The sequence below is a fragment of the Bacillus sp. ABA4_010 genome (assembly GCF_056159105.1).
In genome coordinates, this window is the sequence record NZ_JBSWUN010000003.1 from 1,439,279 (window position 1) to 1,463,945 (window position 24,667).

Annotated in this window: 25 protein-coding genes; 18 read left to right on the plus strand and 7 right to left on the minus strand. The window is 39.9% G+C overall.

The annotated features are described in order from the left end of the window. Positions 1-18: 18 nt before the first annotated feature. The 6 genes from ACXAEO_RS08260 (at position 19) to ACXAEO_RS08285 (ending at position 5,361) form a co-directional block, all read left to right on the plus strand. The gene (locus tag ACXAEO_RS08260; RefSeq protein ID WP_474879989.1) at positions 19-954 is read left to right on the plus strand and encodes a F510_1955 family glycosylhydrolase; all 936 of its coding nucleotides are present in this window, start codon (positions 19-21) and stop codon (positions 952-954) included. A gap of 38 nt (positions 955-992) precedes the next feature. After that, positions 993-1,724, plus strand: coding sequence for an urease accessory protein UreH domain-containing protein (locus ACXAEO_RS08265; RefSeq protein WP_474879990.1), 732 nt, complete (start codon positions 993-995; stop codon positions 1,722-1,724). A 77-nt stretch (positions 1,725-1,801) separates the two neighbouring features. Then, positions 1,802-2,701 (plus strand): plastocyanin/azurin family copper-binding protein, encoded by a 900-nt coding sequence (locus ACXAEO_RS08270; protein WP_474879991.1) that lies wholly within the window; start codon positions 1,802-1,804, stop codon positions 2,699-2,701. 544 nt (positions 2,702-3,245) lie between these two features. Further along, positions 3,246-3,926, plus strand: coding sequence for a C40 family peptidase (locus ACXAEO_RS08275; protein ID WP_474879992.1), 681 nt, complete (start codon positions 3,246-3,248; stop codon positions 3,924-3,926). Between the two features lie 316 nt (positions 3,927-4,242). Beyond that, positions 4,243-4,866 carry a DUF1541 domain-containing protein gene (locus tag ACXAEO_RS08280; protein ID WP_474879993.1) on the plus strand — a complete coding sequence of 208 codons (624 nt, stop codon included), beginning with the start codon at positions 4,243-4,245 and terminating at the stop codon, positions 4,864-4,866. Between the two features lie 291 nt (positions 4,867-5,157). Next, on the plus strand, positions 5,158-5,361 hold the full coding sequence (locus ACXAEO_RS08285) for a hypothetical protein (protein ID WP_474879994.1): 204 nt from the start codon (positions 5,158-5,160) through the stop codon (positions 5,359-5,361). Between the two features lie 159 nt (positions 5,362-5,520). Here ACXAEO_RS08285 and sda read toward each other — a convergent pair whose 3' ends face one another. Next, positions 5,521-5,667, minus strand: a complete 147-nt coding sequence (sda, locus tag ACXAEO_RS08290) for a sporulation histidine kinase inhibitor Sda (RefSeq protein WP_474879995.1) — start codon at positions 5,665-5,667, stop codon at positions 5,521-5,523. Between the two features lie 132 nt (positions 5,668-5,799). Between sda and ACXAEO_RS08295 the strand changes: the two genes are divergently transcribed. The 6 genes from ACXAEO_RS08295 to ACXAEO_RS08320 all read left to right on the plus strand — a co-directional run bounded on the left by ACXAEO_RS08295 (position 5,800) and on the right by ACXAEO_RS08320 (position 11,474). Further along, positions 5,800-6,438 (plus strand): serine/threonine protein kinase, encoded by a 639-nt coding sequence (locus tag ACXAEO_RS08295; RefSeq protein ID WP_474879996.1) that lies wholly within the window; start codon positions 5,800-5,802, stop codon positions 6,436-6,438. 178 nt (positions 6,439-6,616) lie between these two features. Next, entirely contained in the window at positions 6,617-8,110 is a 1,494-nt protein-coding gene (locus ACXAEO_RS08300; protein WP_474879997.1) for a spore germination protein, read from the plus strand. A gap of 35 nt (positions 8,111-8,145) precedes the next feature. Next, positions 8,146-9,240 (plus strand): GerAB/ArcD/ProY family transporter, encoded by a 1,095-nt coding sequence (locus tag ACXAEO_RS08305; RefSeq protein ID WP_474879998.1) that lies wholly within the window; start codon positions 8,146-8,148, stop codon positions 9,238-9,240. Further along, positions 9,227-10,309, plus strand: a complete 1,083-nt coding sequence (locus ACXAEO_RS08310; RefSeq protein ID WP_474879999.1) for a Ger(x)C family spore germination protein — start codon at positions 9,227-9,229, stop codon at positions 10,307-10,309. The genes ACXAEO_RS08305 and ACXAEO_RS08310 overlap by 14 nt, the downstream gene beginning before the upstream one ends. A gap of 92 nt (positions 10,310-10,401) precedes the next feature. Further along, positions 10,402-11,019: an HD-GYP domain-containing protein gene (locus tag ACXAEO_RS08315; RefSeq protein WP_474880000.1), complete on the plus strand. Its 618-nt coding sequence runs from the start codon at positions 10,402-10,404 to the stop codon at positions 11,017-11,019. A 44-nt stretch (positions 11,020-11,063) separates the two neighbouring features. Next, positions 11,064-11,474, plus strand: coding sequence for a GNAT family N-acetyltransferase (locus tag ACXAEO_RS08320; protein WP_474880001.1), 411 nt, complete (start codon positions 11,064-11,066; stop codon positions 11,472-11,474). A gap of 71 nt (positions 11,475-11,545) precedes the next feature. On the opposite strand, the gene ACXAEO_RS08325 is transcribed toward ACXAEO_RS08320, so the two are convergent. Both ACXAEO_RS08325 and fdhF read right to left on the minus strand, forming a co-directional pair. Further along, the gene (locus ACXAEO_RS08325) at positions 11,546-12,022 is read right to left on the minus strand and encodes a helical membrane plugin domain-containing protein (RefSeq protein ID WP_474880002.1); all 477 of its coding nucleotides are present in this window, start codon (positions 12,020-12,022) and stop codon (positions 11,546-11,548) included. Positions 12,023-12,042: 20 nt separating this feature from the next. After that, on the minus strand, positions 12,043-14,976 hold the full coding sequence (fdhF, locus tag ACXAEO_RS08330) for a formate dehydrogenase subunit alpha (RefSeq protein WP_474880003.1): 2,934 nt from the start codon (positions 14,974-14,976) through the stop codon (positions 12,043-12,045). Between the two features lie 310 nt (positions 14,977-15,286). On the opposite strand from fdhF, the gene fdhD reads away from it, so the two are divergent. Continuing rightward, positions 15,287-16,093: a formate dehydrogenase accessory sulfurtransferase FdhD gene (gene fdhD, locus ACXAEO_RS08335; protein WP_474880004.1), complete on the plus strand. Its 807-nt coding sequence runs from the start codon at positions 15,287-15,289 to the stop codon at positions 16,091-16,093. An 836-nt stretch (positions 16,094-16,929) separates the two neighbouring features. Here the strand turns inward: fdhD and ACXAEO_RS08340 are convergent. Further along, positions 16,930-17,259: a hypothetical protein gene (locus ACXAEO_RS08340; RefSeq protein WP_474880005.1), complete on the minus strand. Its 330-nt coding sequence runs from the start codon at positions 17,257-17,259 to the stop codon at positions 16,930-16,932. Positions 17,260-17,413: 154 nt separating this feature from the next. Between ACXAEO_RS08340 and ACXAEO_RS08345 the strand changes: the two genes are divergently transcribed. The 3 genes from ACXAEO_RS08345 to ACXAEO_RS08355 are packed head-to-tail and all read left to right on the plus strand — an operon-like array spanning position 17,414 to position 21,124. Then, a complete protein-coding gene (locus ACXAEO_RS08345) occupies positions 17,414-18,904 on the plus strand; it encodes a spore germination protein (protein ID WP_474880006.1) in 1,491 nt (496 codons plus the stop codon). A 25-nt stretch (positions 18,905-18,929) separates the two neighbouring features. Continuing rightward, positions 18,930-20,006 carry a GerAB/ArcD/ProY family transporter gene (locus ACXAEO_RS08350; protein WP_474880007.1) on the plus strand — a complete coding sequence of 359 codons (1,077 nt, stop codon included), beginning with the start codon at positions 18,930-18,932 and terminating at the stop codon, positions 20,004-20,006. Between the two features lie 2 nt (positions 20,007-20,008). After that, positions 20,009-21,124: a Ger(x)C family spore germination protein gene (locus ACXAEO_RS08355; protein ID WP_474884046.1), complete on the plus strand. Its 1,116-nt coding sequence runs from the start codon at positions 20,009-20,011 to the stop codon at positions 21,122-21,124. An 85-nt stretch (positions 21,125-21,209) separates the two neighbouring features. Here the strand turns inward: ACXAEO_RS08355 and ACXAEO_RS08360 are convergent, their stop codons facing one another. Then, positions 21,210-21,509 carry a DUF6509 family protein gene (locus ACXAEO_RS08360; protein ID WP_474880008.1) on the minus strand — a complete coding sequence of 100 codons (300 nt, stop codon included), beginning with the start codon at positions 21,507-21,509 and terminating at the stop codon, positions 21,210-21,212. 229 nt (positions 21,510-21,738) lie between these two features. Between ACXAEO_RS08360 and ACXAEO_RS08365 the strand changes: the two genes are divergently transcribed. After that, on the plus strand, positions 21,739-22,191 hold the full coding sequence (locus ACXAEO_RS08365) for a DUF2269 family protein (protein WP_474880009.1): 453 nt from the start codon (positions 21,739-21,741) through the stop codon (positions 22,189-22,191). A gap of 153 nt (positions 22,192-22,344) precedes the next feature. Here ACXAEO_RS08365 and ACXAEO_RS08370 read toward each other — a convergent pair whose 3' ends face one another. Both ACXAEO_RS08370 and ACXAEO_RS08375 read right to left on the minus strand, forming a co-directional pair. Continuing rightward, positions 22,345-22,989, minus strand: a complete 645-nt coding sequence (locus tag ACXAEO_RS08370; RefSeq protein WP_474880010.1) for an alpha/beta hydrolase — start codon at positions 22,987-22,989, stop codon at positions 22,345-22,347. Between the two features lie 59 nt (positions 22,990-23,048). Further along, a complete protein-coding gene (locus tag ACXAEO_RS08375; RefSeq protein WP_474880011.1) occupies positions 23,049-23,237 on the minus strand; it encodes a hypothetical protein in 189 nt (62 codons plus the stop codon). Between the two features lie 458 nt (positions 23,238-23,695). Between ACXAEO_RS08375 and qoxA the strand changes: the two genes are divergently transcribed. Further along, entirely contained in the window at positions 23,696-24,652 is a 957-nt protein-coding gene (gene qoxA / locus ACXAEO_RS08380; protein WP_474880012.1) for a cytochrome aa3 quinol oxidase subunit II, read from the plus strand. Positions 24,653-24,667 lie beyond the last annotated feature (15 nt).

Sequence of the window (24,667 nt, forward strand, 5' to 3'; positions counted from 1 at the left end):
GAATGGAAGGAGCAAGATATGATGAAACGTATGCTGGCTATTATTACGATGGCAACCGTCATTTTAAGTGCGTGTTCTGCTAAAGAGAAGGAGACGCCACCAAATAAAGCATTCCTTAAAGAAATTGAAGAGGGAACCATCGAGCACATTCATGGTGCGGGGTATCCGGGAAATGGTGAAGAGTTATACCTAGCCACTCACTCCGGGTTGAAAATTTACCGAAATGGAAAGTGGTATGAAACCACTAGGAATAATCATGACTATATGGGATTTCAAGCGGTTCAAGATGGATTCTATGCAAGTGGTCATCCTGAAGAAGGAAGTGGTTTGAAAAATCCTTTAGGGCTCGTTCAAAGTTCTGATGGGGGTAAATCGCTCAAAAAGCTTGGGTTTTACAGAGAAAGTGACTTTCACTATGTTGCAGCCGGTTATAAGAGTGATGCTATATATGTGGTGAATGAACATCCCAACTCTGAAATGGAACAAGGACTCTATTACTCTTTAGACAAAGGTGAAACGTGGAAACAATCGCAGCTTCGTAACATGCGGGCATCCTCCGCCAATCAGATAACGGCTCATCCAACAAGTCCGGAGACATTGGGGATCGCAACGCCTGAAGGAATTTATCTATCCAAGGATTATGGAAATACGTTTCATCTCATTTCTGACAAAGAAAATGTGACTTCTTTGTCTATTCAAAAGGACTATATGCTTTACACCATCGCTGATGGACAAAAGATGAGGTTGAAAAGACAAGAACTGAATAATAAAGAGACGCAGGATATAAACATTCCGGATATAAGCGAGGATAACTTTATCGTGTATGTTAGTGTGAATCCACACAATGAAAAAGAGATAACAATGGTTACGATTCATAATGATATCTTTTTAACACGGGATGGAGGACAAAGCTGGGGTTCTATTGTAGAAAAAGGTAAGACCGTGAAGAAATAGATAGAAAAGAGTAACGGTAAATAGAGAGGGAGATGTTATTGTACGAATTGTTGGTGCCAATCAGTTATTTATTGGGACAACCTTTCCGAAATCTGGCTTATGAAACGGAGAATATTCCTTTTTTAGCAGCCTTTTTTCTAGGCGTTGTAGGGGGGATGGCACCTTGTCAATTCACAGGTAACCTTGGTGCGCTAACCATCTATACGAATGAGACGCTAAAGGGGCGAAACGTATGGAAGGACGTCAGCTTCTACTTGGCAGGCAAAATCATTGCTTTTTCCTTTTTAGGTTTTTTAGTGTGGCTGCTTGGACAGGAGTTTCAACGGTTCCTTACATTGTACTTTCCGTACATACGTAAATTAATCGGTCCCATGTATGTATTGATTGGTTTATATTTATGGGGAGTCATTAAGATGCGTCGAACTATGACCATTGTGCGAATTCCGGATAAATGGAAAGACGAGCCTTTCATAGGTTCTTTCTTTCTGGGATTAAGTACATCTTTGGCATTCTGTCCCACCATGTTTGTCCTGTTTTTCATTTCATTAATGCCCATTGTTTTAAGCAGTTCTTATGGAGTTGTGTTGCCGACCGTCTTTGCGTTTGGAACGTCGATGCCTGTTCTTATTGGTGTTTTTCTCTTATTTTATTTAGGATTAGCGGGGAAAATCTATAAAAAGGGTCGGCAAATGGGATTATTGGTGCAGCGATTAGCAGGAGGCATTACCTTTCTTATTGGACTGTTTGATACTTTCACGTATTGGTTCTAAAGGCATATATCGGTAGAGACTAAAAATAAGTTTGTACACATATAGATGTACAAACTTATTTTTTAGGAGTGAATACATTGACCATTTCCCTTCTTGTGATGACCGTGGTAGTGGCAGGTTTTTTTGCTTTTACCGTTATCTCCAATTATGTATGTAGAGGACAATTAAACAAGATGGCTGGAATGACCATCGCCATGAGCGTAGCCATGCTATTCGGTCTCTTGTCTGGAATAGCGTTAGGAGTGTATTTTCAAGAAAACCTGTTCCTTTCCACTATTTTAAGTATGGGGATCGCATTGTTTGCTGGATATCTCGTAGCTTTTCCTTTTGGAACATTAGCCGTTTTAGAAGGGGTTATGGCAGCAGTAATGGGCGGGATGATGGGAGCAATGTTAGGTGTAATGGTGACAGGATTCCAGGTCGATATCTTAATTAAAATCATCTTTACCTTTTATATTGTCATGAATACGATCATCTTAATGTATATATGGAAGCACAAAATTGAAGGAATCCCACTCTTTAAAAACCCAATGCTTTCGTTTGTCACCTTGTTCTCATTCTTTTATTTTTTTCATCAGCTCGGTCCTGTCATGCAAGTGAATGATCAACAGGGTTCTCTCCACCATTCAGATGAAAACTCTACTCAAAGCTCTAAAACGCTGACTATTACGGCGGAAGAATACCGCTATACTCCTGAAAAAATCGTGGTAAAAAAAGGAGAGTCGGTCAATATACAATTAATGAACAAGGGACAAGTAGAGCATGACATAGAGTTTCTAAATCAAGAAGGAGTCAAGGTGGAAAATGCACAGATGCACCACCATTCTATGCAGGGGACTATCCATTTACATGCCATGCCGGGAAGCGAGAATGCCATTTCATTGATATTTGAGGAAAGTGGTGAATATCGTTTTATTTGCACTTTACCGAAGCATCAGGAGTTGGGGATGGAAGGGAAAATCTTTGTTACATCTTAATGTGCGAACTGGAGGAACAAACCACTACATCGGTTTGTTCTTTTTGATGCGCCTTTGTTCAATCATTGTGTCCATTTCTTTTCTTGTTCAACTTCTATGGGCAAACGTAGTTATTCCATTATCTTTGGTGCTACATCAGTGGCATGGCGGATTTTAGTGGAACGGTTACACAATTTATAGAGGACTTTTGGGAAATTAAACAGCTATTATCTCTGTATAATGGAGAGTAATTATTTCTAATGTAGGAAAAATGAGTGAATTTTCCATAGAAAAATACAAAGAAATAGATGCAAAAATACAACAATTAAACCAGTTTAAATCGTTATTAGAATTAGTAATGTAGATTTTCTTATAAAAGTTGATTCTGAAGGTAGTGGAGTAAAGAGAATCAACATTAAGTTTTAAGGAAATCCGTTTTTACAAAAATTTGAAATCTCCATATTTTCTCCACACTTTTGTAACGTACTCTTAAATAAAAATGTTGTCGAAAGGTGATAAAATTAACCATAGCGATAAGGAAATAATCACTGGAGGTTTCAATTTTATGAAAAAATTAGTCGCAACCTTTGCAATGGCAGGCGCCTTATTAAGCAGCCCCATTGTAAGTAACGCAGCACTCGGAAATCAAACGTTGAAGCCGGGAATGAATCATGGCGATGTAAAAGAATTGCAGGAAGTATTAAAGAAAAAAGGTTACTTCACTTCTCATACCACCACTACTTACTTTGGTTCTTACACCAAACAAGCGGTGATGAATTTTCAGAAAAAGAACGGACTAACAGCAGACGGGATTGCAGGTCCAGGCACATTTAAGGCGTTAGGAATCATGACTCAAAGTACCCAAGTGAAAGGGATTAGTGCTTACGACCCGACAGGACTCGTTAAAGCAGCCCAGAAATATCAGGGAGTAAAATATGTGTGGGGCGGCTCGACTCCAAGTGGGTTCGACTGTAGTGGCTTTTTAAATTATGTATTCAAGGAAAGTGCGGATGTTCAATTGCCTAGGACGGTATCGGGTATCTACAAAAAAGGCGAGAAAGTAGCAAAACCAGCTGTAGGAGATCTTGTCTTTTTCGAAACGTATCAACCAGGAGCTTCACATGCTGGTATTTACATAGGTGAGGGGAAATTCATCCATAGCTCTTCTTCTCAAGGCGTAGCTATCAGTTCGATGAATAATAGCTATTGGTCTAAGCGTTACATAGGGGCAAAAAACATGCTATAAAAGGAAAGGAGTGACCAACTCCTTTCCTTTTTTTCCTCTCTAATCTTTTTCCTGCATGGAAAAAGATTGGCTGACTCTATTAGTGAACTAAGCTCTGTTAAAGAATGTGATTGATTTTTATCTCCAACGGGCAGTCCAATTAAATAACACAAAAATTGAAGGTTAGTCGACAAAAAAGTGGGGAAATTAATCAAAAATGCCGGATATTGCCCTGTGATGTTTCGGTTGTTTTTGTCACTCGCGATTGTCCTGCATAATTTCTGCATATTTTTGTTATACCATTAAGAGGAAATGAAGTTTATAGGAGGAGAAGGTTATGAAAATGAAACGTATGGCTCTATTTCTGCTTACGATGATTACGGCTTTATTTTTGGGAGCGTGTTCCAATGATAGCCAGGAGAGCGAACAGGCAAATATGAATGGAGAAGCAAAAACAGAACAAGGAAACAATGAAAGCAACGAGAACCATGAAAACATGGACGACGAAGAGATGAGCCATGAAGGCATGGATCATTCCGGTTCAGGTGAAGTTCCTGAAGGTTTAAAAGAAGCCGAGAATCCTACATACAAAGTTGGAGATAAAACGATTTTGAAAGCAGACCACATGGAAGGCATGAATGGGGCTGAGGCAACGATTGTGGGTGCTTATGATACAACAGCATATGTGATCTCGTATAATCCAACAATGGGTGGAGAAAGAGTGACCAATCATAAATGGGTCATTCACGAAGAGATTAAAGATGCTGGTGACAAAACTTATGAATCAGGGGAGGAAGTTATCGTACAGGCAGACCATATGAAGGGAATGGAGGGGGCAACTGCTGAAATTGAATCAGCCGAGCCAACGACTGTTTATATGGTTGACTACACTCCAACAACCGGTGGGGAAAAAGTGACTAATCATAAATGGGTAACAGAAAGTGAACTTTCCCCTAAATAATACTCGAACAATCATTACTAATAAAATAAACTTGATTTTTCAATTATCTTAAAAAAATGGTGCTTAGACAAAAAGAAACATGAACTGGTAACATGAGTTCATGTTTCTTTTTGTCTTCAGTAGCTAATAGAAGTTGTCAACTTATTGGACAACTTCTATGGATTTCAATGCTAGTTTGTCTCTCCATAGGGATGTCATTAACAGCTTTTTATCAAAAGTTAAATAAAGAATTTTCTGAAAAAGAAGGAAAAAGTCTCCTTTTGTCGAAATAAGACAAAAGGAGGTGTTAAGATGCAGAGAAACCCTGCATATTGGAATGTCGAGCGCCGCTACATTGAATATGGAAGCAATAAATATATGGTTGATATTATTTATAAAAATGGGTTTCGGATTGTCATTGAAGATATGTCGACAAGAACAAGACAGGAAGGGTTTCATCGTACAAATGAAAATGAAGCGGTAATGAATACGTTAAGAAAATTTGCTAACATATAATTTTTTCGTGCCGGAATGCTGCCAAGGGATGTTGACTGTAATGATAAGGATTTGTGAATTTGTCGAAAAACGGCAAAAGCATGAGGCGTACACATAGACTGCTAACCACAAAACCGCCCTTTGGAAGGCGGTTTTGTTCAAGGAGAGATGATGCGATGACTAGCGAATAGATGCGGGAAAGTATGAGTAATCGAGTTTTCGAGTTTGAATTTCTTTTAATAAGATTTGAAGAAATTCTTCGTTCAAGTCTAGTTGCAATGCTCTATAGTATGATTCAATTAATGTTTTGTCTGTTAAGTGCTGCATATACAGGCTCTCCTTTGAAACTTCTTTAAAAGTCTATACCCGTCTCCCACTGTCGTAAAACATAAAAGTAATGCTTACCAAATGGCTCGTTATCTATTAAACTAAAAGCATCACAATGGTAAGGATGGTCACATGCGAGAACGATTAATGCAGCTGGTGGAACAACAATTATTGCCGCATGTACGTCTGCATACCCCCATGATGCATAATCCAGTTGTTGTTGAAAATGTCCCGGATGGGTGGATATGTATTGGGAGAGGGAACTATGCGGCTGTATTTATACATGAGGATTATGAAGAATGGGTCGTGAAAGTGTACGCTCATGACTATGAAAGTGTAGAGAAGGAAGTAGACGTGTATCGAAAGCTTGGTCGTCATCCCGCCTATTCAGAGCTGTTGGCGAGCGGTTCGACGTATTTGATTTTAAAACGACTTCGAGGCATGACGTTATATGAAGCAGTTCATAAAGGAGAGCCCATTCATGAAAGCGTCATGAAAGATATTCATAGAGCACTTGATTACGCCCGAAAACGAGGGCTGAATCCGATGGACGTACATGGAAAAAACATTATGATGGAGAAGGGGAGAGGCTATGTTGTCGATGTTTCCGATTTTTATAAGAAAGGAAAAGACCGGAAATGGAGCGACTTAGTGAAGGCCTATCACCGTGTGTACATCCCGTTCATCTATAAATATAAAGTGCGAATTCCGTATTGGCTTCTTGATGCAACAAGACATATGTATAGACTTTACCGCAGGTTCAAGCGATAGAAGTCGAGGAGCCTGATTAGGACATGAAGAGATTTATGTCCTTTTTGGTGTGTTTATAATTATTTATTACAACAAAAATCGACAAAAACCAACGTTTTCCGTCGGTGATGGTTTGCGTTCCTTTTTATCTGTCCATAATAAGAAACATGTATGATTTTATTTCATAAGGTGGTTTCATATGAGAAAGCGGCAGAAAACAGCGAGTGCCCGTGTAGAGAAGGAGGAAACGTTTCGTGAGCTGTTGGCACAGCTGAAACAATCAAGCGATTTTATTACATTTGATATGTGGGCTGGCAAGAAAAAATTTTCTGTTGGCTACTATACATCGTTAATTGATACTGAAATTTTACATCGAGATGTGTTTCCATACATTCATCGAGCCAATGTCAAAACGATTTCGGAGCTTCCATCTGTTTTGCCTCTAGAGGAGGTTATGATAACGAATGATCCGGTGTCGATACAAGATCAGCTATTGACAGGTTCGGTTGTCATTTTCAACGAACCAGATGAAGAGAAAACGCTTCTTTTAAAAGCGGGTGTTGAAAGAACGAGGCAAGTTTCGCCTCCGGAAGTGGAGTTCAGTGTTGTCGGACCGAAAGAATCTTTTGTGGAATCAATTGATATTAATATTAATCTCATTCGCCGAAGACTTCCGCTTCCAGAATTAATGGTGGACGATGTGACAGTAGGAAAGCTTTCTAAAACGAAAGTATCGATTCTCTATATCGAAGGCATTACAAACATGGAAAACGTCAATACGTTAACCCAAAGGCTGAAAGATTTGGAGATTGACCAAGTGAATGACAGTTCTACGATTACCCAGTTAGTTCAAGATAACCATAATTCTCCCTTTCCTCAACTTATCGATACGGAAAGGCCGGACCGCATTGCGGCGGCATTAGTGGAAGGGAAGGTGGCGGTGCTTGTTGACGGAGCCCCGCACGGTTTGATTGGTCCTACGAATCTTGTTGAATTTTTCTCGGCATTTGAAGACTATTTTTTAAATTGGCTTGTGGCGTCCTTTTTCCGGATTATCCGTTTTTTTGCCGTTTTGTTTTCCATATTAATTACGCCGATTTATGTGGCGGTTCTCACTTATCATTATGAATTGATTCCGAAAGATTTGGTAAGTGCTCTTGTTACGTCACGAAGTGCGATTCCGCTTCCGCCTATTTTGGAGGCGCTTGTGCTGGAGTTGGCGATTGAGTTGCTGCGGGAAGCAGGGGCGAGGCTGCCAACGAAGGTCGGACAAACAATCGGGATTGTAGGAGGAATTGTAATTGGAACGGCATCGGTCGAAGCGGGACTGACAAGTAATGTTTTGCTTATCATCGTCGCTCTTGCCGCTTTAGCCTCCTTTACGACACCTGTTTATCAAATGGGCAATACGATTCGTTTAATCCGCTTTCCGTTTTTGCTGTTGGCGCATTATATTGGATTATTAGGGGTAGCCATCTGTTTTAGCTTCCTGCTCATTCATTTATTACGTTTAACATCATTAGGCCGGCCATTTTTAGAACCTTTATATCCTCCGCGTTTAACCGATTTGAAGGATGCCATCATTAGAATGCCGATTTCCTTTCAGTCAAAGCGTCCCATTCAGCTTCAGACAGAGGATACGATGCGGTTTGATGCACAAAAAGCGAAAGAAACGCATGATAATAAGAAATAAGCATCGAGGATGGATAGAAGAAAGGAGTTCGTGAAGTGGAAAATAAAAATGTCCAAATTTCTCCGTTTCTCGTGTTCTTTTTAATTCATTCAATCCAAATTGGCGTGGGGGTGCTCGGGTATCAGCGTATTATCGCCAAAACAGCGGGAAACGATGGATGGATTGCCGCTTTAGCAGCGGGGATAGCGGTTAGTCTCATTATTTTGTTGATGTATCACCTTCTAGATAGTACAGGAAAAGATTTAATGGGCATTCATCAAGACCTCTTCGGCAAATGGGCGGGCGGGATGATGAGCTTCGTTTGGATTACGTATTGGACGGTGATGGGAGCCGTTGTCTTACGAAACTACATTGAAATCGTTCAAGTATGGATGTTTCCAAAAATTAATGTTTATGTTTTTAGTCTCATTTTTCTGTTTCTCGTCTATTACGGCGTATCGGCTGGTTTTCGAGTGGTGGCGGGCATTTGCTTCCTTGGTGTTGTCATCCCGTTTTATTTGGTTTTGACCTTTTTCTTTCCGCTTGAGCATACAGAATTTCGGAATTTGCTGCCCATTTGGAATCACTCTGTTAAAGAAATCGGAGTTGCCTCTAGAGATATGATGTTTAGTTATTTAGGCTTTTCAACTTTACTCATGTATTATCCGTTTATTAAACATCCGCGAACGTCGAAAAAATGGGCGCAAGCGGGTCATTGGATTACCGTGCTGCTTTATACACTATTAATGATCATTACAACGGCTTATTACAGTGAGCATCAGCTAAGCAGGCAAGTGTGGGCAACGTTAGGTATGTGGAAAATTGTTGAAATGCCGTTTGTGGAACGATTCGAATATATTGGCATTACATCCTGGATTCTGGTCATTCTTCCGAACATTTGCTTATTCATTTGGGCAGCTGCCAAAGGAGTGACAAGCTTAGTGGCTGTGAAACAAAATAAGGTGCTCATCGTTCTTCTCGCTGTTGCCTACGCAATTTGTGTCATCATTGAAGGAAGAGATCAAGTCAATTTTGTAACCGATGGGATGGGGAAAATTGGTTTAATGTTGAACTTCTTTTATATCCCGTTTCTTTACGCTGTATGGAGTATAGTAACTTTGATAAGGAAGAAACGTCATGAAAATCGTTAAGTACGTTGGGGTGCTGCTCAGTTTGTTGCTGACAGGATGTATGAATGCTGAAAAAAGAATATTGGACGATGTGCAAATTTCGACAGCTATGGGCTATGATACAATAGGCGAGAATGCTGTTGAAGCGACGGTGGTTTTCCCGAACTACCAGCCTGATAAAACAGTTAAAAATGAAACCTTTCAGGCTGTGTCAGAGCTTAGTAAAGAAGTGAGGGAGAAAATCGACCGCCAATCTAACAAACCTTTTGTGAGCGGAAAGCTGGAAATAACGCTCTACAGCAAAGAGCTGGCTAAACGTGGACTTGTCGACATTTTAGATACATTACAGCGCGACCCTGCCATCGGTTCTAACCTTCATTTAGCGTTAGTAGAGGGAAGCACGAAACAATTGCTTACAAAACAATATGGAAACTTAGATAATGGTATTTATTTATCTAATTTGATTGAGCAAAACATTCAACAAGGATTGCTGCCAGAAACGAATTTGCATGAGTTTTTCCATGCTTATTATTCAGAAGGGGCAGACCCTATTTTACCGCTGTTAGAAGAAAAAGAAGGAAAGGTGAATATAAAAGGTATTGCGTTGTTTGATCAGGATCAATATGTTGATTATTTAGGAGAAAACGAATCGTTCGTGTTTAAGACTATGTTGGAAAAATATTCAAGTGAGGCATCTTTTAATGTGAGTCTTAATCAAAATCAGAAAGAGTATGCGTCCGTGTACAATATTTCCACTAAACGAAAGTACGACATTTCCAAGGCATCCACCCGTCCGGATATTCTAATTCATGTCGAAATTGACGCCATTTTACGAGAATTTTCTGGTGATCGGGTTAATAAACAAGTCATTACAACGATTGAAAATACGATGAAAGAAAAGATAGAAAAAACAGCGAATGACATTATTCAAAAATTCCAGCAGCACGAAATTGACCCACTCGGTATCGGAGAACAGATTCGAACGCGCACGAGAAAATGGGATAAAGAGAAGTGGGAAGAAATGTACCCAGATCTTCCTATCAAGGTGGACATAAAAATGAACGTAACGGAATCTGGTGTGATTGAATAGCGGCATTTTCGAATGAATGGCTTTACGAAGTGGAGGAAAGAGCTTATAATTTAATGAGAGTGAAAATCATTATCGGTATAGAAGGTGTCTACATGTCGATACATATAAATATGGAGCTATGTTTATTGATGCGGAACCTTTGGTTAAAGGATGAACTCACCTTTCTTCATTCGAATCGTGTAACCGAAATTGCCGTCTCGTTTGCCAAGTTTCTTCGTCTCCCTCCAGAACAAATCAAGTTCATTGAACTCGGAGGGCTTTTGCATGATATCGGAAAAATTCAAATTTCAGATGACATTTTAAATAAAACGAGTAAGCTTTCAGAGGCAGAGTACGAGGAGATTAAAAAGCATCCTTTGTACGGAGCAGATGTATTAGCAGACTATGCGCTCGGAGAAGTCGTCAAAGAGATGGCGCTGTTTCATCATGAAAGATGGGACGGAGCGGGGTATCCGCTTGGCTTGAAGGGAGAAGACATCCCATTCAACGGCCGTTTGCTCGCACTCGCGGACACATTAGAAGCGGTGACTGGAATTCGCCCTTACCGTTCTTCGCTTACGTGGGAAGAGGGCTATGAGGAAATCCAAAAAGCAGCTGGAACCCAGTTTGATCCCCAGTTGGCAGCGGCGTTTTTGCAATGGATGCGGACACATGAGCTCCCGATTGAAACGAATGCGGGTCTTCTTTACGAACGGATTGCGGCTATTTAATTGAAAAAGTAAGGGTTCTTTGTATGGAAGGGAGAATCGTAAAAATGGAATCATCGTATGATATGGTCTATATAGCACCGTCAGCAGAAGAGTATGCTGAACTGCGGCTAGAGGCGGGACTGAGTCCGAAAAGTTTCGAGGCTGCTGAAAAAGGGTTGAAAAACTCGCTTTTTGCGGTGACGCTTCGAGAGGGTGGTAGACTGATTGGAATGGGAAGAATTATCGGGGACGGCGGCTGTTTTTATCAAATTGTGGATATTGCCGTCAACCCAGCTTATCAAGGGAAAGGACTGGGGAAAATAATCATGTCCGAATTGACCGCTTATTTAGAGAAGCATACCCTTGAGGGAGCCTATGTCAGTCTGCTCGCGGACGTTCCGGCAGATAAGTTATACAAACAGTTCGGCTTCGACTATACGGAACCACGGTCTGTTGGGATGTATCGAAAGTATTAAGAGAAACGGTCTAAAAGAATATGTGGAAGGGGGGTGAACAGACAATGGTTTGTTTCCCCCCCCTCTTTTTACTATTTTAGCTCTTTTCCCATGCCTTTTAAAACGTGTAATCCAAATTGAACAGCACGGTTAATATCAGGGTCTTTTAATGCTTTGACGAGGTCAAGCATCTTGAGCTTTTTTTCATGCTGAGCATGTGTATTCGCTTCATTCAAGCCAGCGATGATACTGTGAACGAGTTTTTTCGATGTGTCTGGCTCGATGGAGGCTAAAGCTTCGGCGGTGCTTGTTACATGGTTAATCAATTGTGTGACAGGTTCGCGAGACAGTTGACCGACAGCGACCTCGGTCATCTTCTCCCTTGCTTTCAACGCTGAGCTTGCCGCTTCCAGCATTCCGCTTTCATGAAGCTCGCGAACGATGGAGAGTGTTTCGTTTAAAGCAGCATCATTGTCGGTGAGGAGAGACGTTAGTTCGTCTAATTTGCGTTGTTTCTCTTCCTCTTCTGTCCGTTCATGCTTTTGAATGGCAGAAATCGGTTTTGCCATGTTTTCAACTCCTTTTACAGTTAATCGGTCAAATGGACGTATCCAGGGCGGTTCCATTTTCGTTCGACTTCAACGCCGTTTTGCGGGTACCGCTGTTTGTTCCGCGGATTTGTGACAGGAAGTGGAACGGCACAGTTCTCTGTTTCTAGCACTTGCATGTACACTTTTGTTTGCTTATAAGCAGGTGTATGTGTTCGGTCATCCATCGCCGGACCTGTCAAAAAATTGATCGAAGACTCTTTATCGGTCGAATTCATCGGGAGGAACAACTCATTCGCTTTCACGCGATCTGTAATGAGCACAGGCAATTTGACAGCCCCGAAAGGAGAGACGAGGCGGACAAGCGACCCATCTTTTACACCGCGTGCTTTAGCGAGCTCTGGTGATACCTCAACGAAAATGTTCGGTACTTTCGTTTGTAGACCTTTTGATTTATTGGTCATGTTTCCTTCGTGAAAATGTTCAAGCATTCGACCATTATTCATGTGCAGGTCATATTGTTCCGGAAATTCAACTGGGCGTACCCAATGTGATAAAGCAAAACGAGCTTTTTTATCAGGAAAATTAAAACCATCTGCATAAAGAAGCGGGGTGCTCACGCCGTCCAAACTGCCCCAAAAGAAGCTGTTCCAATTGCTGAGTTCATCATAACTCGCTTCTTTAAATAAAGGGGAGAGGCTTGTCATTTCGGCAAAAATGTCGCTTGGATGTTGATACTCCCAGCCGGCTCCTAAACGGTTGGCGATTTCTTTCGTAATCCACCAATCGGGCTTGGAATCGCCGAGCGGTGGCAATGCTTCATATAAGCGTTGAACGCGGCGCTCTGTATTCGTAAAGGTTCCTTCTTTTTCAAGCGATGGTGCGGCAGGTAAAATGACATCGGCATATTGAGCAGTTCGCGAAAAAAAGATGTCTTGAACAACGAAAAAATCGAGAGCGGATAATACGTCATGTACATGGTTGGCGTTTGCGTCAACAAGTGCCATATCTTCGCCGACGAGATACATCGCCTTCATCGTGCCGTCTTCAATTGCTTGAAGCATTTCAATATGATCAAGCCCTGGTTGAGCATCGATAGGTACGCCGTACGCTTGCTCGAATTTGGCACGCGCGCTGTCATCGCTCACATGCTGATAGCCTGGAAGCCAGCCTGGCAGTGTGCCCATATCGCAAGCGCCTTGTACGTTATTATGGCCGCGGAGGGGGTAGGCACCTGCTCCTGGACGTCGGTAGTTTCCAGTCGCCAGCAGCAAGTTCGAAATCGCCGCCGACGTATCAGAGCCACCTGTATTTTGCGTTACCCCCATGCCCCAAAGAATGCACGTGCCGTCCGCATCACGAATCATTTCCGCTGTACGGATAAGCGTCTCTTTTGAAATGCCGGTCGTTTCTTCCGCATATTGAAGGGTGTATGTTTCAAGAACGTCTTTAAATTCGTCAAAGAAATGGACATTTTCATCAATGAACGCTTGATTGTGCCATCCTTTGTCAATCATATATTTCGTCACGGCCATGAGCCATACTTGGTCGGTTCCTTGTTTTGGGCTCATGAAAATGTCGGCGCGTTCCGCCATTTCATGTTTGCGGACATCTGCGACAATGAGTTTTTGGCCGTGAAGCTTATGCGCGCGCTTCACCCGTGTCGCCAAGACGGGGTGACCTTCCGTTGGATTTGCTCCAATAATTATAACAAGGCCAGCGCTGGCGATATCTTGAATCGTTCCGGCATCGCCGCCCATGCCGACCGTTCGGAACAAGCCGTCTGTTGCCGGTGATTGGCAGTAGCGCGAGCAATTATCAACGTTATTCGTTTTAAATACTTGCCGTGCCAGTTTTTGAATTACATAGTTTTCTTCATTCGTAATTTTAGAGGAAGAGATGAATCCGACGGCATGTTTTCCGTATTGTTTATGAATAGAGCCTAGCTTTTCTGCGACCAAATGGAGTGCCTCTTCCCATGATGTTTCAACAAAAGCATCCCCTTTACGGACTAACGGTTTTGTTAGTCGCTCTTCACTGTTGACGAAATCCCAGCCAAATTTTCCTTTAATGCAAGTGGAAATGGCATTGACAGGGGCTTTCGACGTTGGCTGTACTTTTAAAATGTGCCTGCCTTTTGTCCATACTTCAAACGAACAACCAACCCCGCAAAAGGTACAAACGGTTTTCGTTTTTTTCGTCCTCGTTTCCCTCATAGCCGCTTCTACTTCTGAAAGGGCGAAAATGCTGCCATAGTCTGGTTCGACTTCTTTTACAAACTGAATCATAGGCTCAAGCACGTTCGGCTTTAAGCTCGTCATAAAACCGGCTTCCCCGAGCATGGACTTTTCCATTAAAGCATTGCACGGACAGACGGTTACACATTGTCCGCAACCAACACAGGAGGAGTCATTAATCGCTACTCCGTTATCCCATATTACACGCGGCCTCTCCGCCTCCCAGTCAATCGACAGCGTTTCATTGACTTGAAGGTTTTGACACACTTCCACACATTGTCCGCACGTGATACATTGGTTTGGGTCATAGCGGTAGAAAGGGTGGGAGGCGTCGATGTCGGTTGCCGCCGTTTTTGGCTTGTACGGATATTTTTGATGCTTAATCTTCAGCATGTCTGCCGTATTGTGCAATGTACAGTTTCCGTTATTGTTGTCACAGACTGTACAGTACAAAAGGTGATTTTCTAAAAGGCGGTCCATCGCTTCTGTTTGCGCTTCTTTTGCCCGTGGAGAAGCCAATTCGACTTTCATCCCGTTTCGTACGTTCGTCGAACAAGCCCGAACGAGCTTTCCATCCACTTCCACTATGCATGTGTCACACGTTTCAAGTGGATCGACCTCTGGGACATAACACACTTGTGGATGAGGGATTGTTTGTTCGTTAATCACGTCTAAAATGGTAGCGCCTTTTTTTACGGTAAGGGCTTGGCCGTTAAGATAAATAGATGTGAAGGACAATTGAGAAACCTCCTTTTGAATCCATATGTAACAAAAAAACCACCATGAGAAAAACAAACCTAACAGTAGAAAGACTTGTTGTTCTTATGGTGGAATCGTTCGTTAGCGCGTGTTGCCTATCTATTCATTCAGTATATATCTATTATTATAGCGCTTACATGAAAGTAGTACAACATGAACTCTGCTTATCCGTTATTTTCGTTGCGACTGGAAAATTCTCCTACTCTTTTTGGTTTTTTTCCTTTAACATGAAGTTATCAAGAAATGGAGATGACTGTTTTCATGTAAATATGATGTGAGGGGGATGGGAATGAAGCCGGTAAAAGTAGAGAGAGTGGTGCATCGTTTTGAAAGCGGATGCATGAGGGTAGTAGAAGATGTTGTTGTCACGGAATATCCAGTAACGATTAAACTAAATGGGGAAGAGCTGGCGACGATGATATGCACACCGGAATATATCGAAGAGATGGTCATCGGTTTTTTAGCCTCAGAAGGCATCATTCGCCATTATGAACAGATTGACGAACTGTGGATAGACGATAAAAACGGGTTTGCTCATGTAAAAACGAAAAACGATCATTCATATTACCGCCATTTTCATAGCAAGCGTTACATTACGTCATGCTGCGGGATGAGCCGGCAAGGCTTTGTATTTGTGAATGATGCGCTGACTGTTAAAACGATGGAACCGATTCATGTGACCTTATCGCCGGACGATTGTTTTCGCCTTATGAATGACATGCAGCAGGCGGCAGCGACGTTTCAGGCTACAGGAGGGGTGCACAATGCGGCATTATGTAATAAAGAGGGCATTGTGCTGAGCCGAATGGATATTGGTCGTCATAACGCGCTTGATAAAATTTATGGCCATTGTGTAAAGCATGACATTTCCATTCACGATAAAGTAATAGTATTCAGCGGCCGCCTGTCGTCGGAAATTTTATTAAAGGTAGCAAAAATCGGCTGTGAAATGGTGTTATCCAAATCAGCGCCGACTGAACTGGCTCTTGAGCTTGCCGAACAGTTAGGCATGACGACCGTTGGATTTATTCGTGGAGACTCATTGAATGTGTATACACGACCGGAGCGGATTTTGGCGTTGCATGAGCATGTATAGAGAAAAACGAGACGAATTTGCTAAAAGATAAAAAAACGCAGAGTATGAAAATCTCTGCGTTTTTCTATGTAAGAGAGCGGTTTTGAACGTCTCGATTTAATAGTGATAGATGTATTTGCGATGTTTTTAGGTGCCACCCCATCCAATCCGTACTGGTTAAGTGTCCCGCAACGATCGCGAATTGATAGGATAGGGTGACAAGTATAGTATATACCATTTTTGGTTTTTTTACGCAGCTTTTTTGTGATATTTGTGCAAACCGTTCAACAGTCGCCGCCGCTTGAAGTACATGGATGTGCAAATGAAGCCGTTGCAACAGGACGTTGCGCTCTTAGGCTTCGTTCCTTCATTGTCTAGCTTCACAAGCCAGCTCCTACGGTCATTTCACTCCTTCCTTCAGAAGCAAAGAACGCTTCTTTGTCAGGAGCTCCAATGCCCTATGGAGCTAAACGGGCTTGTTCCGCTTTTCTTATTGTCTAACTCCGCCTCCTAGCTCACTGTGGAAAAGATGCTTGCCCTCATAAGGCAAAAAGCGCCTTATGGGCCAATCCCTATTTCCTTCGCGAGCTAACCAGTCGCCTCCGCTTTTCCTATTGTCTAGCTCCGGCTCCTAGCTTGCTGTGGAAAAGATGCTTGCCCTCATAAGGCAAAAAGCGCCTTATGGGTCAATCCCTATTTCCTTCGCGAGCTAACCAGTCGCCTCCGCTTTTCCTATTGTCTAGCTCCGGCTCCTAGCTTGCTGTGGAAAAGATGCTTGCCCTCATAAGGCAAAAAGCGCCTTATGGGTCAATCCCTATTTCCTTCGCGAGCTAACCAGTCGCCTCCGCTTTTCCTATTTATGCAAGCATTCGCTTTTTTTCGTGGTTTCCGCGGATGAGCTTTAAATCTTGGCCGTCGATGATGAGGTTGATTAACACGCCGTTAAACACATCCTGATTGCTTTTTTTATAGTTGGACTGTAAATATTGAACGCGGTACCATTTGTTATCGTATTGAAAATACATGTAGCGCCCCCATGTATAATCAAGCCAAAATTTAACAACTTGTCCGTTTAGTCGTTTTTGTACGTATCCCCAAGTTCTCCCTTGATGGGAACCTCCCATTTTTGGTTCGGATGTATTGAGTACTTTATAATACAGTCGGTTTTGCAAATCATACAGCATCATCCAGTGTTCCCTCCTAAACAATTGCTTGTTACTACTATATATAGACTGGTTAGGTAGGGATTATGATAGTATGATTCGATATATTTAAATTCATAATTATTAATCAGGTTGTAAATAATTAGTATATGTTGTCGTTAGTGAGGGAGGACTGTAAATGTTTAGAAAATGGTTTAATAAAACTCCTAATTTACACCTTCAAAAAAATAATCAACAAATGAATCCTATTCAGTTAACTTTTTCATTAGATGATAATCTCTCGTTTTTGCTAAAGAACCTTAAAATACCGTTAATGGAGAAGAGAAGATTTAGTATTCAACAGAATGTGGAGGCAGAAATTTTATATGTTAAAGGTCTAGTAGATGAGTTGCAAATTCAAGACAAAATTTTGACTCCTTTAATGTGTGAAGGAGAAAAGAGAAATTCAATATCATTTTCTCCTTTAGCACAATTATATGCACAAAATGAAATGAGTGTTATAAGCACAGATTTAATTTATGACCTTTTGTTAAGTGGCAATACACTGTTACTAATCAATGGTATAAATAAATTACTTTCATTTGATACATCAGTAGCTCTTAAACGATCAATTGAAGAACCACATACCGAATCTATGTTGAAAAATAATCATCAAGGTTTTATTGAAGTTCGAAATGATAACATTTCCATGATTCGGCAATTTGTCGATGGTCCTAGTTTGAAAATTAGCGACTCAACAGTCGGACATAGAAAAAAATGTACTGTGACGATGCTTTATGTAGAGGATCTTGTTCAGCCAGAAGTAATTAAAGAATTAGAACATCGCCTGCAAAAAGTCAACGTAGATACACTGTTAACCCTTGGCGGGCTTGAGGAACTTATTGAGGATAATCCCTATTCACTTTTTTCTCAATTTTTAACAACTGAACGACCTGATACAGTTGGCCTGCATTTATTAAAAGGGAGAGTTGCTATATTGATCGATCATTCTTCAGCTGCTTTAGTCGGTCCTATGAATTTGTCTTCCTTTTTTTATACAATTGATGACTACAGTCTCAGGTGGAATATTGCATCATTCATTCGGCTATTACGATATGGAGCTTTTTTTCTTTCTTTCCTCTTGCCCTCCGTTTATATTGCTGTATTGTCATTTCATTATGAAGTTATTCCTATTAATTTGTATTTGTCGGTTGCTGAATCAAGAGAAAGGGTGCCTTTACCTCCAATTTTTGAAGCGCTGATCATGGAAATTACATTAGAAACATTAAGGGAAGCGGGTCTTAGACTCCCTGCACCTATCGGACAGACAGTGGGAATTGTAGGGGGGATTGTTATTGGACAAGCGGCAGTAGAAGCTGGATTAGTAAGTAACATCATGGTAATTGTTGTTGCCTTAACTGCCATTTCTTCCTTTATTTTACCAAACCAAGATTTTGCAGCAGGAGTACGCCTTCTTCGCTTTCCTTTTATGCTGATCTCTTCATTCTTTGGAATGATTGGAGTTATGGCCGGTGTGATGATTTTATTTGGACATTTACTTTCATTAGAATCTTTAGGACAACCTTATGGGAACCCTACTTACTTAACGAAGATTAATGTCTTTAAGGACTTTATTTTTCGTTTGCCAAAAACAGCTGCTCATATAGTAAGGAAAAATAATAAAAATTAAGTAGGTGATCAGGATAAATCGCTTAGTGTTTAATCAGATTACCCTTCTTCAATATATTCTTATTATAAATGGTGTTCAAGTAGGAATAGGGATATTAACTTTGCCAAGGAACGTTGCTTCCACGGGAGGAACAGCCGGCTGGATTTCTATCCTCTTAGGATGGGGAATTTCAATTTTTAGTTCATTCGTTATCATTTCCATTATGAAGAAACATCCAACGGATACTATTTTTGAGATTTTAATTCGTTATTTTGGTAAATGGATAGGCAAGGCCATTTCTTTAATATGGGTCATTTATTTTTCAATAGGGCTTTTTATTATCCTAACTAACACGATTCAAATTTTACTTGTTTGGGTACTTCCTGAAACCATTTATATCCTGTTAGTGCTGCTTATTCTGATTCCGTGGGTGTTTATTACTCGTTATGGCATCAAAATAATTAGCAGGTATTGTCAGCTAGTTTTTTTCATTACTTTGTGGATGCCATTCATTTTATTGATTCCTTTAAAAGATGCTTCATGGCTGAACTTACTACCAATTGTTCAAGATAATTGGAGTGGTATTTTTAATGGTGTTAAATCCACTATTTTTTCTTTTTTAGGATTTGAAATTACGTTTATATTATATCCTTTTTTAAAAAATAAAGAACGTGCTTACTTAGGAGCTTTTATAGCCAATACCATCACTTGTATAGTTCTTTTACAAGTAGCACTGACCAGTTTTTTAGTGTTTAGTATAAATGATTTAAGCCAGTTGGTTTGGCCTACACTTAGCCTGCTTAAACCCATTTCTTTTCCTTTTTTAGAAAGAATGGAAATTATATTTTTATCGGTCTATATGTTTCAAATTTCAACGACAGCCATTCCTTTTTTATTCGTTTCTACATTCGGAGCTGCTAACATTTTGGGAAGGAAAGATCATCGAATTATATTATACATATTTGCTGTCTTATTGATTTTCATGGCCATATTCTTTAGCCCTTCTTATTATGAAGTGGTTTCAATTGAAAAAAAATGGACCGGTTTAGGTTTTGGGTTAATATATATTTTTCCACCGGTATTAATGGTTTTGATGTATGTAAGAAGGGGCTGGAAAAGGTGAAGATGATGAAAAAATGTTATATTTCTCTTTTGTTCCTATTTTTTCCGTTTTTAAATGGTTGTGGGGATACGTTAGTGATCGAGGATACTACTTTAACAGTGGTAGTAGGAATTGAAGAAAGTAAGGGAGAAAAGAAGTACACCTTTTATCAAACGAGCCCTGTTTTTTCAGCTGAAGCAGTGAAAAAAAATCAAATATTAGAGATTCAAGCGAATTCTTTTCGGGAAGCAAAGCAAGGTTTTGACTTAATGAGTAACGGCACTGTAGTAACTGGCAAAATTCAAGTTATCTTATTTTCAAGAAAAATGTTAGAGAAGGAAACGCCAATGCCCATCATTGATTCTTTTTATCGAGATGCTAAAGGTAGCTCAAATGCAAAAATCGCTATGTATGAAGGACCCTTAGATGAATTAATGCGATTACAAACAGAGGATAAGCCAAGGCTCGGAATATTTTTAAATAATTTATTGGAAAGCGCTTTTAAAAATGAAACAACCGCAAACACTTCTTTATTAAATTTTAAAACGTTAATAGGGGATAATACCATCACCCCATATATTGCAAAACTCCAGAAGAAAAAAGACGGATTAATAGTATCAGGAATTGCTTTGTTAGATAATGATGGAAAATATGTTGCATCTTTAGATCAGTATGATAGCGCATTATTATTGCTATTAACAAAGCAAGTGAATGAACCAGTTCCCTTTATGCTCGAAATTAATGAATCAGAAACAAAAAATATAACTTCATTGAACATTGATAAGGTGAAATATGATTTTGACGTTATCAATGATAATAATGAGCTAACGTTTAAAATAGAAATGGACATGGATATTTCTTTAGAGGAATTTTATACTAAAAATGAAAAAAGAGAAGATCCGAAAAAACTAAAGAGGCTTATTGAAAAAGAAATGAATCAGAATATAGAAAATTTAGTCAAAAAATTTCAAAAAAATGAACTTGATCCAATTGGTTTTGGCAAGTATGTAAGAGCCTTTGAATATGAAAAATGGAAAGAGATAGAAAAAGCTTGGCCGAAAGCATTCTCCCAAGCTGAAATAACTATCAAAACAAATGTAACGATTAATAATTTCGGAGTTATTAATAACTTTAAATGAGAATGTTTGATACAAATGTTTCGATTTTAGAAGATGGCTAAAAAAGGCTGTTTCCCCTTTTTCGCCATCCTCCTGTTATTCCGATTTAAGATGCAGGTAAGTTTTCCTTGCAATATGCTGAAATGAGCGCTTCTTCTTCTTCTTCAAGCCAAATATCTAAGACGTTAATGTCCCCTTTTTCGCCTTTTTCAAAAACATGGTATTGGTTAATGCGAGCATCTTCGCCTTCTACCACGTAAATGACTTTAATGCCGATTCCTTGCTCTGTATATAGTTCATCATCTTCTGGAACAGAAGCTTCCAGCATAAATTCGTAACGTTCTCCCGATAAAATGCCGAATGGATCTTCCAAAAGTTCGACTGTATGACCTGTAATGGTTAACATATGCTCATCCTTTCATTCCTTACATGCTTCGACAAGTTCTATTATAGCCGTATTTTGTGGGATGTAAAAACAGAATTTTCCATCTCGCTATAATCTAAGGTCGAATGCATGCCATTTTTTCCTTTTGGCAGGACGTTTGAGTGAAGAGGGGGAAGTTTCAGAGATAAAAGGGAAGGCGATGACATATGAATGAATAGATAGGAAGGTGGATGATAAAAGGGGGAAGTTAATGAAAGTCCTTATACTGATACATGTATTATCAGCGATTATTGGAGTCGGTCCGACGTATTTTTTACATGTGCTGTTTCGGAAGCATCAAGATATTAGTGAACTACGATATGCGGTGCTGCTTGGAAAAAAGCTGGAGATATTTCCGAAAGTAGGGGGAACGCTGGCGGTCGTTAGTGGTCTTATTCTTTATTTTGCCGGCGATTACGGATCATTTACCCAGCTATGGCTCATTGGGTCGCTTCTATTATACATATTCATCCAAGTGGTGATGATTGGAATCGTCAATCCGCAAATCGCCAAGCTCACCACATGGTTGTTTAATCCGGAAAATGTGATGGTAACAGCCTTACCGCACGAGCAAGAAGAGAACTATACGAAAATAAACCGACTGTTATATGCGGCGACAGGGATGGGAACGGTTTTATTTATCTTCATGATTTTGAAACCGTAAAAAGCACCGCTATGAATAGTGGAAGGCGCAAAGTGACTAAATAATAAAAGCAAAAATGACGTGCTAACTGATATCAGTTTTCGCACGTCATTTTTATTTTTATATTTAAAATGTAATTAACTTTAATATAAAAATGTCTACTAGCAGCAAGACTTATTCATTTAAAAATTCATCTAATCTTTTCATTACTGCTTCTAATGCGGTAATTGACTTTAACGTGTCAAATGGTTCTATATCTAAAGAATGATTCGCATTAGAGATTTTTTGAATTTTAATGTTTGTTTTATTTTCGATTAATTGAATTTTATTAGGGACATAGTGAGTGTCAGCCTCTCCAATAGCAATTAATGTGGCATAATTGCTGGTTAATAATGCCTCAAATATTGAATCAAATGTTAATAATGGCGTAAGCAAGATCATTTTAGAATTCGTATACATATGATTCTTCATAAACCCATTGATAATAGGAATAGTACCGAGTGATTTACCTAAAAAAGCCTTTTTCTCATAGTGGTAATTTTGAAGTACCTCAGCAATGATGGGATTTACCGTGTTGCACATAATTGTTGTGATATCTTCTAGAGGTAACTGAAATATATCTGCTCCGTAAGAGTAATGAATGTGAACAACATCATGCTGATTCTGAAGCATGGTCATGGTTGAATAATGAAATAAAGGCTTCTCGTATGTGTAGCCCATCCCTGAAAGCATAAAACAAACAAACGGATTATCATTTTCGATATGTGTGTATGAAATTTCTTGTTCATTAATAACTATTGTTCGTCGATTTACCTTCATAATTGCTTCTCCTTAGAGTACATGTATTTGAATCATAATTTAGGCTAGTTTTTTCTAATTTAGTTAATGGAAGGGTGTTTATAAAAGGTTTCTAACACCTCCTGAATTATAAGAGCTGGAACATAACGGGGTGTCGTACCGGAGTTTGTGGAGATGTCAGCTAAAAAAAGCGGCATAATTGGAAGTAGCAGCCCTGGAATGATCACGAGCCATGGCCAAATTGGTCTTTCCACTTTACGCTTTGTCATTTACTAATTCCCTATATAGTTAATAGATGTGAATGCTGTTTCTTCTATTATACTTGGCTTAGGACAGAAACAGTAAAAAAATCCCTAGTTTTAAAAATTTTGTGAGGGGAACATATTTCTAGCTGCCCATCTGATACACCATCAGTTCATTTTGAATAATCGCCCAAATGCTTAGAGCTAGGACATCATCCATGACCGTTCTTCGTCATGAATGCTGTCCTAGAATCGATACAGAAAAAGTTATTATTATCCCGATATATAAAAATATTTCCAAATTTGTTACGAAAATGTGAAAAAAATTTGTCGGTTTTTCGAAAAAAGTTCAAAATGTGACAAAAATCACAGAGAAGGTGTTTCGTTTTTTTCAGCTTTTGATAGTATATGATACATAAACACTTAATCTTACAAAGTAATAGCTTACTTAATGAACAGTTATTCAGAAAGGAAGGTGAACAAAGGTGACGAAAAAGTTTAAACCACTTTTGAGTTTAATGGCAGGCCTTGTTTTTTTGGTTCTACTAAGCGGGTGCAGTGAACTTGCGATTTTAGATCCGAAAGGACCTGTGGCTGAAGCGCAGCGTGATTTAATCATGTATTCTATTTATTTCATGATTTTCATCATGGTTGTCGTATATGTCTTATTTACCTTTGTTATTGTAAAATATCGCGACCGCAAGGATTTTAACGAGAAGGACTATGACCCAAGTTTCCATCATAGTACAAAACTGGAGATCCTTTGGACCGTTATTCCTTTAGTCATCGTTATCGCCTTGTCCATTCCGACGGTTAAGGTGCTTTACGCATTGGAAGAGCCGCCGAAAGAGACGGCGCATAAAGAGCCTGTTGTCATTCATGCGACTTCAGCTGACTGGAAATGGATTTTTAGCTATCCGGAAGAAAACATTGAAACAGTAAACTACGTAAAAGTTCCGGAAGATCGTCCAATTTTATTTAAAATTACATCAGCGGACTCCATGAGCTCTTTCTGGGTACCGCAAATTGGTGGTCAAGAGTACGGAATGCCTGGTATGGTGAATGAGTTATACCTTCAGGCAGATGAGCCAGGTGAATATGAAGGAAGAAACTCGAACTTCACTGGTAGAGGCATGACACACCAAGAATTTAACTTTGTTGCTGTTACGGAAGAAGAGTACAGCGCATGGGTAAATGAAACACAAGAAACAGCTCCACAGTTGACGGAAGAAACGTATGAAAAATTAATGCTTCCTGAAACAGTAGAAGAAATGACGTTCTCAAACACTCATTTAGACATTGTGGATCACGGAGTAGATTCTGGTACGTATGCGATGAAAATTCGTGAAAAATATGGAGTTAAAATTGATCCGCATGGCTTAGAATCAGATAGCCATGAGGCAGAGTCAGAATCACATGACGATGCTCACGCGCATCATTAAGGAAGGGAGGCACCC